At 59.5% G+C, this 11453-nt stretch carries 8 protein-coding genes; 5 read left to right on the forward strand and 3 right to left on the reverse strand.

Annotated features, from left to right (window positions below; all coding sequences use genetic code 11):
• Both BLX41_RS14010 and BLX41_RS14015 read left to right on the forward strand, forming a co-directional pair.
• The coding region (locus BLX41_RS14010; RefSeq protein ID WP_221179209.1) for a putative mucin/carbohydrate-binding domain-containing protein at positions 1-2567 on the forward strand (2567 nt) is incomplete at its 5' end.
• A 371-nt stretch (positions 2568-2938) separates the two neighbouring features.
• Positions 2939-3256: a bacteriocin immunity protein gene (locus BLX41_RS14015; RefSeq protein ID WP_123725368.1), complete on the forward strand. Its 318-nt coding sequence runs from the start codon at positions 2939-2941 to the stop codon at positions 3254-3256.
• On the opposite strand, the gene BLX41_RS14020 is transcribed toward BLX41_RS14015, so the two are convergent.
• Positions 3253-5625 (reverse strand): TonB-dependent receptor, encoded by a 2373-nt coding sequence (locus tag BLX41_RS14020; protein ID WP_123725369.1) that lies wholly within the window; start codon positions 5623-5625, stop codon positions 3253-3255. The genes BLX41_RS14015 and BLX41_RS14020 overlap by 4 nt on opposite strands.
• A 154-nt stretch (positions 5626-5779) precedes the next feature.
• On the opposite strand from BLX41_RS14020, the gene BLX41_RS14030 reads away from it, so the two are divergent.
• Positions 5780-6724, forward strand: coding sequence for a LysR family transcriptional regulator (locus tag BLX41_RS14030; protein WP_123725370.1), 945 nt, complete (start codon positions 5780-5782; stop codon positions 6722-6724).
• A gap of 221 nt (positions 6725-6945) precedes the next feature.
• On the forward strand, positions 6946-8562 hold the full coding sequence (locus tag BLX41_RS14035) for an alkaline phosphatase family protein (protein ID WP_123725371.1): 1617 nt from the start codon (positions 6946-6948) through the stop codon (positions 8560-8562).
• Between the two features lie 339 nt (positions 8563-8901).
• On the opposite strand, the gene BLX41_RS14050 is transcribed toward BLX41_RS14035, so the two are convergent.
• Positions 8902-9807, reverse strand: a complete 906-nt coding sequence (locus BLX41_RS14050; RefSeq protein ID WP_123725443.1) for a TauD/TfdA dioxygenase family protein — start codon at positions 9805-9807, stop codon at positions 8902-8904.
• 183 nt (positions 9808-9990) lie between these two features.
• On the opposite strand from BLX41_RS14050, the gene BLX41_RS14055 reads away from it, so the two are divergent.
• Positions 9991-10911, forward strand: a complete 921-nt coding sequence (locus BLX41_RS14055; protein ID WP_123725372.1) for a LysR family transcriptional regulator — start codon at positions 9991-9993, stop codon at positions 10909-10911.
• 92 nt (positions 10912-11003) lie between these two features.
• On the opposite strand, the gene BLX41_RS35365 is transcribed toward BLX41_RS14055, so the two are convergent.
• On the reverse strand, positions 11004-11453 hold a 450-nt coding region (locus BLX41_RS35365), incomplete at its 5' end, for an ABC transporter substrate-binding protein (RefSeq protein WP_259744910.1).

The following is an 11453-nucleotide window of genomic DNA, read 5'->3' on the forward strand; positions in this document are numbered from 1 at the left end:
TTATCAAATCAAAATCAATTTATACTCTGCCAAGGCCAGTATGGTTGGATAATGCCGGGATGAGCAAAGGGATTAACCACGACCGCCAACATCTGGGTATTATTCTCGCTGCCGGGCAAACGGTGAGAATTCGCCAGACCAATACACAGTTCAGCGCAAAACTCACAATGCGCCTGCTGAATGACGATAGAAAAACGGAAGCCGAATTCAGTGTCGGCAGCTCTTGGGTCGAGACCCGTATCAATGTTACATCGGTTCCGTTTATCGATACGCCCTATGTTGAGGGTATGCCAGTGGTGGAGTTTGAATACCCCGACACGGCGAAAACCTTGCCGCTCTACCGTAAAGGTGAAAACGAAGTAGCGTTCTTCAGAAGTTGGGATACCCAAGACGCAGAGTTCGGCCTTATTGAGTCTGAATACACTACTCTGCTCGTACCAAAAATCAGTAAAAAAGAACTCAAGAACCTTGAGCTCGGAGAGGCTAAAAACATTGATGGGCTGATAGCCTATTACGAAAGAGTTTTTACCTTTTATAATGCGCTGACCGGTATTTCATTTGAGCCCGAACGCGATTCAGATCGCAATATTAGAAACCGCTACTTTATAAAAGCGGATAAAAATGGCGCTGGTACTGCTTATTATAGTAACCAGTGGACAGCAGAAACGAGCAGCTCGGTCAGCAGCTTCTGGCTAACGCCGCAAGACAACAATTGGGGTAGCCTGCATGAAATTGCCCACGGCTATCAGGGGCACTTTATGAGGGATAAATCTTTTTCCACGAGTGAGATGTGGAATAACATTTACGCCGCCTGCTACCAGGACGTGATGCTAGGCGATCGCAAATACAATGAAGGCTGGCTGTATAACTACGGCAACATGGCAAAAGTCGAGAGTAAAATCGTCGATCTAATCGCCAAGTCTACGCCACTTAACCAGTGGGACCTGCGCTCAAAGCTGTACTTCGCTGTACTGATGGTGGACAAGGCGGGTAAAAACGCCTTCACGCATTTCAATCAGCAGTACCGTAAAAGCTGTAATACGCCGGGTTTTGTTCCTTCCGACCACCTTCTGCTGGATATGCTGTGTGAAAGCTTTGCAGTTGCCGGAGAACAGGTGGACGTTACGCCGTTCATTCAACTGACCGGCGGCCATGTGAGTCAAACGCAGCGTAATCGCAATATTTTCAGCCATGCCAAGGCTGTGTACCCGCTCTATCAATTGGTCGATGCACCGCAACTTGAGGCAGTGAAAAAACAACTGAAGCTGGACTCTTCCCTCCGGCTGGTTGATGCAGCCCAACTGCAAGCCACCGGCTTGAAAGGTAACGTCAGCCTGCGTTTTAACATCGATGACTTTGCGCAGATCTACGGTGAAGATCTGATCCTGATGGAGGGTGCGCGTTATGCATATAAAACACGCATCAATAGTCCGACCATGGAATTGCGTGAGCTGCCGATTGGTGTATACAGCCTGCGTTTACCTACCGGGAAAAACTACAAGTACCAGCCTACGGCAGGCTATTTGGTGGTGAAGCAGGGGGATAATGCGGCGCAGATTCACTTTGTCAAAAAACTCACTTCCACGATCGTCTCGCAGGAAATCAATCTGCTGGGTCTGGGAGATGCGGTTTTCGCCAGGCTGTTGGTTGATCGCGCTCAGGGCAAACTGGTCATTGACGTCACTACTACTACGCCACATTCGTATTTCCCGGGGGTGACTTACGCTAAGGTTATCGTGCGTGACCCGAAAGGGGAGGTCACCTTCAGCAAGGATATTCACGGAACTAATGCGAGCCTGAGCCATGATGAACTGACACTCAGCGTGAGCGACCAGATTGAGATCTATCACGAGGAGCCGGGACGCGTACGAGTGAGCCCGGCCGACTCCGACATAATTGACAACAAAAACAAAACCAACGTATTGACGATCGTTAATAGCGGGTTGAAAAATGCTGCCCTGCAAGGCGACCCTGAACAGGCGTTGCTGGTGCGACTAAAGAATGCGGCGGAGCGTTTGCGTGGTGGTCATCAGGCCTATTATGCGCAGTTCTCACCTTTCAAAGACGACATTTACTTAGCGATCAATGTTTTCGACAGCCCACAGCGTGAGCAACTGCTGGAAAGCTATAAGGACTGCATTCCCGTTGACAATAACCCTCCGAGCAATCACGCGGGCAATGCATTCACGGTGGCCGGCAAAGGGATCAGCGATCGCCAATTCCTGACAGCTACCCTCAACCTGGTGAAAAAAACACTAACGGTAAAGATAGAGGCCGGGATTGCACACCATTATTTCTCCGACGTTTACGCATCCCTCATTTATGAAGATGCGGACGGTAACAGCCTGTATCACGACGAGGTGCGCGGCAGCCAAAAGCAGACGATGCGTTCGGTGGAGTTGCCACTGTCCGGTTATGGTGGAGAGGTGATCCATTTGCACCATGAAGAACCGAAAAACCGTTTAATCATTACCAATGATATGCGAGAGGTACCCTTGGCCAACAAGGGCAAGCAGCAGACTTACCGTATTACAACTGTAGGACTGGAGCCATTGCTGATTAACTAGCGAGTTGTGCGGTAGCAAATGTTGCCGCACTTATTTCTCAAGTAGGAAACTTAAAATTTCCTGGCCTGACAAACAGCGTATACAGGAATGAAATTACAAGCCTTAGCTAGAATTAATACAATTGAAACGATGCCTATGAGGCATACCAATTACAACTTGTGACGCGACCACTTCATCACCATTAATCATTACCTTAAAATACAATTCAGCGACAACAGATAATTAGCTACTTTTTCGCACACCCTAAACACCACATTGACAATCACCAGAAAGATAAATAATCAGCGTGAAAACCAATGAAATTACTTAGTCAGAATTTATTTAATTTTTTAGAAATATTCATAATGTGAAACACTCAATAGAGCATGTAGATGTTAACGTTGCTCTGGAGTTCCACTGCCCCTGAACCTTCAGTTCATTCAGGTTTACTGTATTACCCTAAGCCTGAAAAAAATGGCCCTGAAGCCATAGTTAAAGAAGTAAATGAGTGGCAAGCGACTAACAGTAAGCCAGGATTTAAAAAACATGCTCATCATCAAAAACCCAGTCACCGAGGGAAATCGGTGACTGGGTTTTCCAGCGATTTATGCACAAACGCATTAATTGCGCTGTATTGGGACGCACGATCGAAACGCATCAGTTGGCGCATCGCTGTTCCAGCGTCAATGTTGCGTAGAGATACAACCTAAAAGTCGTAGCGACCGGTCACGCCCAAGGTCCGCGGCGTGCCCAGCAGGCCTTCGTAACCGCCGTTGCCGCCAGTCCAGAGGGTGGTGTAGTAGGTCTTGTCGAAGGCGTTCTTCAGCCACAGCGAAACGTCCCACTGGCCCTGCTCGTAGTTGCCGCGCAAGCCGGTGGAAAGGTTGACCACGGCGTAGCTGGGGATCTGCCCGTACTGGGAATCCTCCACGGTGCCCACCGCCTTGGAACGGAACGCGTAGCTGGCGGTGACGTACTCTTCCAGGCCGTTGTCCAGGTTCCACTTGTATTCGCCGTTGGCGTTGCCGATCCATTTCGAGGCGCCCACTACCTGGTGGCCGCTGAGATCGCACGAGGCCGGGGCGCCGGGGCGCAGGCTGACTTCCGGCGGGCATGGCGCGTCCTTGTAGGACAGGTAACGCACGTCGTTATAAGAGCCGTTGAGGTTCAGGGTCAGACCGCGAATCGGCACCAGGGTGCTTTCCACTTCCACCCCGCGCGAGCGCACCGAACCGGCGTTGGTCAGGTACTGCACGCGGTTGGCATCGTCGTAGGCGTTGGTCTGATAGCCGTTGACCTGGGTCCAGAACAGGTTGGCATTGAGTTGCAAGCGGCGGTCCCACAGGGTGCTCTTGAAGCCCAGTTCCGCGTTGTTGGCGCGCTCGGTGCCGATCAGCAGCGAATCGGCGCCGGCAGTGGGCGCCGAGCCCACCGTCAGGTTGACCCCGCCGGATTTTTCACCGTGGGACAGGGTGGCGTAGCCCAGCAGGTCGTCGGTGATGCGGTAGCTGAGGTTGAGCAGGCCCGAAGGGCTGGTGCTGTACTGGTTGAGGTTACCGGAGTCATAGGCCCCGGTGCGTCCGCGGCGAGCGTTGGCGGCAGCCCCGGCCACCGCCGCGCCACCCAGCGGTGCGTTGCGGCTGACCCAGGCACTTTTCTCCTCATAGGTACCGCGCAGGCCGGCAGTGAAATCCAGGCGCTCGGTGAGGTGCCAGGTGCCCTGGGCGAACAGGGCGAAGCTGTTGGTCTGGATATGCCCGTTGCCGATGCTGCTGACGTTGCTCAAGGCGCCGGCCGGGGTGCCGTTCCAGATATCCGCCTTGGGCCCGTAATAGGCGAAGGATTTGTTGTCCAGGTCGGAGCCGAAGTAGTAGGCACCCAGCACGTAGTCGAAGAAGCCACCCGTGGGCGAGGCCAGGCGAAATTCCTGGGACCACTGTTTGTCCTCCACCGAAACCCCGGCGTTGTAGGTGGCCGCCACGTTGAGGCCGTCGTCGTTGCGCGGGGTGAAATTCCACCAGCGGTAGGAGCTGACCGAGGTCAGGGTGAAGTCGCTGGGCAGGGTCCAGTTGGCCTCCAGGGACGTGCCGCCCTGGAACACCGTGACATGCTGGTCGTTGTCCAGGTTGACCTTGCGGTGCGAACCGTTGACCAGGGTCGCCCCGGCCGCCGCCGCACGCGACTCATAGACATTGGTGCCGTTGATGGTCGGCCCGGTGCTGTACAGCACTCGGGTGCCGGCACTGGAATCCTCTTCGTTGTAGTCGCCGATCCAGCGCAGGTTGAAGCTCTCGTTGGGCTTGTACAGCAACTGCCCGCGAAAGCCCTGGCGTGATCCGCCGTTGAGGTCATGGCCGTCGAATTCGTTCTTGATGTCGCCGTCGCTGCGGGTGCGATAGGCGGAAAAACGCCCCGCCAGCTCATCGGTCAGCGGCCCGGAAATGGTGCCCTTGGTCTGGAAATAGCCGTCCTCGCCGAGGGAGGTTTCGATGCTGCGCTCCGGGGTGAAGCTCGGCGCCCGAGTGCTGATGTTGATCACCCCGGCGGTGGTGTTCTTGCCGAACAGGGTGCCCTGGGGGCCGCGCAGCACTTCCAGCTGCTCGATGTCCATCAGGTCGAACACCGCCATCCCCGGCCTTCCGAGGTAGACGTTGTCGATGTACAGCCCGACGCTGCCTTCCAGGCCGTCGCTGGCCGGGTTGTTGCCCAGGCCACGGATCGACACGCTGGACTGGCGCGCATGCATGTAGGCGACGTTGACGCTGGGCACCAGTTGCTGCAGGTCCTGGATGCGATAGACCCGCTGGCTCTCCAGGGCCTGGCCGCTGACCACGCTCATGGGCGTGGGCACGCTCTGGGAGCTTTCCTCGCGACGCCGGGCGGTGACGGTCACCGTCTGCAACTGGCCATCATCGGCCTTGGCCTTGTTGGCACTGTTCTTGGCCGGGGTGGCTTGCGGCGCCGGGGCCTCTTCGGCCCAGGTCGGTGTCCAGCTGGCACTGCCGGCCAGCAACAGCGCCAGGGGCAGGCGCTTGAGCCGCCGGTGCGAGAGGGGTGAAGCGAGGGACAGCGGGCTCATGGGCGGCTCCTGGTCAGAAAATATACAGCCTCGTATATTCCTTAAAGTTATTTATTTATGTTTTTACAAAGATTTACTGCATAAGAGATTGCCTTTATAAGGAGTCGACCTAATGCATAGCCAATGCATTTCCCCGATATTTTTTATGTGAAAAATGCATATCGATCTGCGCCAGCTCCGTCACTTCATCGCCCTCGCGGAACAGCGCAGCTTTGTCGCGGCTGCGGCGGCGGTGAACCTCTCGCAATCGGCCTTCAGCCGCAGCATCCAGGCCCTGGAACACAGCGTCGGTTGCCAGCTGGTGGATCGCGGGCGCAAGGACCTGGCGCCGACCAAGCAGGGCCAGTTGCTGCTGGAGCATGCGCGCCGGCTGGTCAGCGGGGCCCAGCAGATGGCCAACGAGATCAGCCAGTTCAATGGCCTGGAGGCGGGAGAGTTGCGCTTCGGCTGCGGCCCGGCACCGGCCTCGGGATTGATTCCCCGCGCCATCGGCAGCTTTATCGGGCGTTACCCCAAGGCCCGGGTGCAGTTCCAGGTGGATGACTGGCAAAGCCTGAGCAAGCGCCTGCTCAGCGAGGAGTTCGAGTTCTTCGTCGCCGACACCCGGCACTTCGAGGCCGACCCGGACTACCTGACCCAGCGCCTGCGTCCACGCAAATGGCATTTCTGCTGCCGCGCCGGGCATCCCCTGGCCCAGCGCGCCAGCGTCAGCGCCGGTGAACTGATGAGCTACCCACTGGCGGTAACCATCCGCCCGCCCAACCTGCGCAAGGTCATCGTCGACCTGAGCGGCAAGCCGGACTTCACGCCCAATGTGGAATGCGAAAACAGCTACAGCCTGCTGGGGGTGGTCATGCGCTCGGACGCCATCGGCATCGTCGGCTCCTACAGCGACGCGTTGCACAACGCCAAGGGCGAGCTGGTGTGCCTGAAGATCGACGGGCTGGCCGATGACCTGGAAGAGCTCTACACCCGCTACGGCATCGTCAGCCGCGCCGGCTATCGCCTGTCGCCTTTGGCCGCGGCGATGATCGAAGAGATCAAGGCCATCGACGAACAGGACGAAGAGGTATGCAACCTGGACAACCTCGCCGTGTGAACTGCCCCCCACCCGTAGGAGCCGGCTTGCCGGCGAAGAGGCCCTCAAGCCCTGCACCGCCCGCGTGGCCGCCTTCGCTGGCAAGCCAGCTCCTACAGGCACCACAGAACCTCGCCCCCCCCGCATTGCATGAAACGCATCGAAACTATTCGGCAAATGCGCTTGCCGGAAACCGCCGCCGGAGGCGAAAAACCTCGCCTGTCTTCCCCTCGGTGAACCCCATGTCCAATACCCATCCACCCGTGCGCAACGTGCTCTACATCATGTGCGACCAGCTGCGCCGGGATTACCTCTCGTGCTACGGCCACCCGCACCTGCATACCCCGAACATCGACCGCCTGGCCGCCGCCGGGGTGCGCTTCAGCCGTGCCTACACCCAGGGCACCATCTGCGGCCCGTCGCGCATGTCGGCCTACACCGGGCGCTACGTCAGCAGCCACCAGGTGGCCTGGAACGCCGTACCCCTGCCCCTTGAAGAACTGACCCTGGGGGACTACCTGCGCCCCCACGGCATCCGCACCGCGCTGGTGGGCAAGACCCACGCCACGCCCAACCTCGACGCCCTGCAACGCCTGGCCATCGACCCCGGGAGTGCCCAGGCCGAGGGGCTCAACGAAGTCGGCTTCGAACCCTACTTCCGCCATGACGGCATCTACCCCGACGACCCGGTATTCGACGACAAGCGCGAGTCGGCGCCCTACACCCACTACTTGCGCGACCTCGGCTATGACGGCCGCAACCCCTGGCACGACTGGGCCAACGCTGGAGCCGGCGAGCAGGGAGAAATCCGCAGCGGCTGGAAAATGCGCAACGCCCACCTGCCGGCCCGGGTCGCGCAAGAGCACTCGGAAACCGTCTACACCACCGACCGCGCCATCGACTTCATCAGCGAACAGGGCGAGCAGCCCTGGTGCCTGCACCTGTCCTACATCAAACCGCACTGGCCCTATATCGCGCCTGCTCCGTACCACGCCCTGTATGGCCCCGAGCAGGTCATCCCGGCCGTGCGCGCCGAGCCCGGACAGCTCAGCGACCACCCGGTCTACGCCGCCTTCCGCCAGCATGAAGAAAGCCTGAATTTTTCCCGGGACGAAGTGCGCCGGAACGTAGTGCCCACCTACATGGGCCTGATCAAGCAGGTGGATGACCAGCTCGGCCGGCTGTTCGATTTCCTGCAGAGCAACGGCCGCTGGGACGACACGTTGATCGTCTTCACCAGCGATCACGGCGACTTCCTTGGCGACCACTACCTGGGGGAAAAAGAGTTTCTGCTGGAGCCGGCGGTGGGCGTTCCACTGATTGTCCGCGACCCGCGCGCGGCGGCGGACAGCAGCCGTGGCAGCGTGGATGAACGCCTGGTGGAAACCATCGACGCCCTGCCGACCTTTCTCGATGCCCTGGGCCTGCCGGGAGCCGAACATCGCCTGGAAGGACGCTCGCTGATCCCACTGCTGCACGGCGCCGAACCGGACTGGCGCCGCTACGCCATCAGCGAATACGACTACGCCTTCCAGGCCCCGGCGCGTGAGCGCCTGGGCCAGCCCATCGACCGCTGCCGCATGACCATGGTGCGCAGCGAGCGCTGGAAGTACCTGGCCTACGATGGCTTGCGCCCGCAGCTGTTCGATCTGCACAACGACCCCCAGGAGCTGCATGACCTGGGGGCCGACCCGGCCTATGCCGCAGTGCGCGAAGAACACCTGGGGTATGTACTGGAATGGCTGCGCGGCCTGAAACGCCGTACCACCATCAGCCATGAAGAAATCGACCTGCGCGGCCAGCGTTTTCGTTACGGCGAACCGGAAAGCGAGAAGCTGGTACAGATCGGCGTGTGGTAACCCGCGCCTGCACCTCCCCTTGTAGGAGCCGGCTTGCCGGCGAAGAGGTCCTCAAGTCTTGCAGCGCTCTCGGGGGCGCTTTCGCTGGCAAGCCAGCTCCTACAGCGGGCTGGCTCATCGCATAAATTCTTGTAGGAGCCGGCTTGCCGGCGAAGAGGCCCTTGGACCTTGCAGCGCTCTCAGGGGCGCCTTCGCTGGCAAGCCAGCTCCTACAGCGGGCAGGCTCATCGCATAAATTCTCGTAGGAGCCGGCTCGCCGGCGAAGAGGCCCTTGGACCTTGCAGCGCTCCCAGGGGCGCCTTCGCTGGCAAGCCAGCTCCTACGGGGATGGGGCAGCGGTCAGAGCCCCTTGATGGTCTGGCTGCGCTGGCCGTGAACGCCCACCGGGACGTCGCCCTTGAGGGTCACGCGGCGCACGATGCGGTCCTGGGTGCCGTAGTCGTCCACGGCGTAGTGCTGGGTCGAGCGGTTGTCCCAGATCGCTACATCACCCGCGCTCCAACGCCAGCGCACGGTGTTTTCCAAACGGGTGACGTGGCTCTGCAGCAGGCCGAACAGGTGCGCCGAGTCCGCCTGGGAATAGCCCTTGATGCGCTTCACGAAATGCCCCAGCACCAGGCTTTTTTCACCGCTCTCGGGGTGCACGCGAACGATCGGGTGCTCGGTCTCGAACACCGTGGAGGTGAACACCTTGCGGTAACGCTCCAGCTTCTCCGCCGAAACGTCCGGCTTGGCCCCGGCGTAGTCGTATTCATTGCTGTGCACCGCCCAGAGCTTGTCCGCCAGCTCCCGCAGTTCCGCCGACAGTTCGTTGTAGGCCGTGGCGGTGTTGGCCCAGACCGTGTCGCCACCGTAGGCCGGGGCCACCACCGAACGCAGGATCGAGGCCTTGGGGTAGGCGTCGACAAAGGTCACGTCGGTGTGCCAGGAGTTGGCCCGCTGGCCCTGGGCGCCATCCAGCTCCATCAGGTAGCGGGTGCCGTCGCGTACCGGCACGGTGGGGTGGGCCACCGGTTCGCCCAGCAGGTGCGAGAAGGCTTCCTGGCTCTGGTCGTCGAGGTGGGTCTGGCCGCGGAAGAAAATCACCTTGTGCTGCACCAGCGCTTGCCGGATCGCTTCCACGGTGGCGGCGTCGAGATCGCCGGACAGTTGCACGCCACGGATCTCGGCGCCGATGCGACCGGCCACCGGGTGGATATCAAGGGCATGAACAGCGGGTTTAACGGCTAAGGCGGCATTGCTCATCAGGTACACCCTCATCGACTGCTTACGGTTGGAACCGCCGCGAAACAACGCTCTATCTATATTCTATTTAGATCTAATAGATAACCACTTGCTTCGTTGACGGAATATGAGCTTGCATTTAAAACCTCATTCCTCACTCGTCGCAAATGCCTTCGAGCTATTTTTCGGATGCCGGGAAAGCATATGGATCTTCGCCAATTGCGTTACTTCATCGCCCTCAATGAACACCGCAGCTTTGTCCGCGCCGCCGACGCCATGGGCATCACCCAGCCGGCCTTCAGCCGCAGTATCCAGGGCCTGGAACAGGAGTTCGGCTGCGTGCTGGTGGACCGCGGCAACAAGGATCTGCGTCCCACCCCGGAAGGCCAGGTGGTGCTGCAGCACGCCTTGAGTCTGGTGCAGGGCGCGGCCTTGCTCAGCAGTGAAGTGACCCAGATGACCAAGCTCGATGCCGGCGAAGTGCGCTTCGGCTGCGGCCCGGCCCCAGCGGTGAAACTGGTGCCCGATGCGGTGGCGCAATTCACCAGTGCCCACCCCAAGGTGCGCACCTGCTTTGCCGTGGATAACTGGGAAAAACTCAGCCGCAGCCTGAACCGCGAAGAGATCGAATTCTTTATCGCCGACATCCGCCATTTCGAGGCCGATCCGAACTACCAGACCCAGCCCCTGACGCCCAAGCGCGGGGTGTTCTTCTGCCGTCCCGGGCATCCGTTGCTGGCCAAGGAAAGCCTGTCCACCAACGACATGTTCGACTACCCCCTGGCCACCACCCTGATCCCCCCGGGGATTCGCAAGCTGCTGGCCAACCTCAGCGGACGCATCGATTTTTCACCCACCATCGAAACCGAGCATTTTCCGGCCCTGGTAAAGATCGTCCGCCAGTCCAATGCCATCGGCGTAGGCACCGCCGAGGCCTTCGCCGAAGACATCGAGCAGGGTTCGCTGGCGTTGCTGCACTGGCGCAACCTGCCGCAGAACATCGACAGCCTGAATGCCCGCTGCGGCATCGTCAGCCGCAGCGGTTTCCGCCTGTCGCCGGCGGCGCGCAAGTTGATCGAAGTGTTGGTGGCGGTGGATCAACAGGGGCACAGCATCGCCGTATAGAACAGCTTCGCCGGCAAGCCGGCTCCTACAAGATCCCGCACGAATATCCCCGCCGACCGTAGGAGCCGGCTTGCCGGCGAATGGTGCCGACCTCAAAGACCGGCAGCGGCCAACTGCGGTGCCACCCAGGCATCCACCTTGAACGGCTTGCGGATCAACCGTTCCTTGGCCGCCAGGTCCACCGAATCCTGCAGTTTGCCGAGGAACACCGGGTCCAGGGTCGAAGGGAAAATCTCGCTCAGGCGCTGATCCTTCAAATCATCCTGCAAGATCACCGGCGGGTAGCTGGCCAGCCCCGAGACCAGTTGGATATAGGCGTCCTTGTTGCTGTCCTGGGTCAGCCATTGCACAGCCTGCTGCTGAGCCTTGAGCAACTTCTCCACGGCCTCGGGATGCTCGTCGACAAACTTGCCCGCGCCCACCAGCACGCTCTGCACGCTACCGGCGCCGCCCAGGTCCTTGGTGCTCAGGGGCAGCTCGGCCAGCCCCTTGCTGCGCAGGGCCGACAGCCCGGTGCTGCCCCAGGACGCATCGATCTGCTT

Origin of the sequence: Pseudomonas protegens (genome assembly GCF_003732485.1) — a bacterium.
Classification (GTDB): domain Bacteria; phylum Pseudomonadota; class Gammaproteobacteria; order Pseudomonadales; family Pseudomonadaceae; genus Aquipseudomonas; species Aquipseudomonas protegens_B.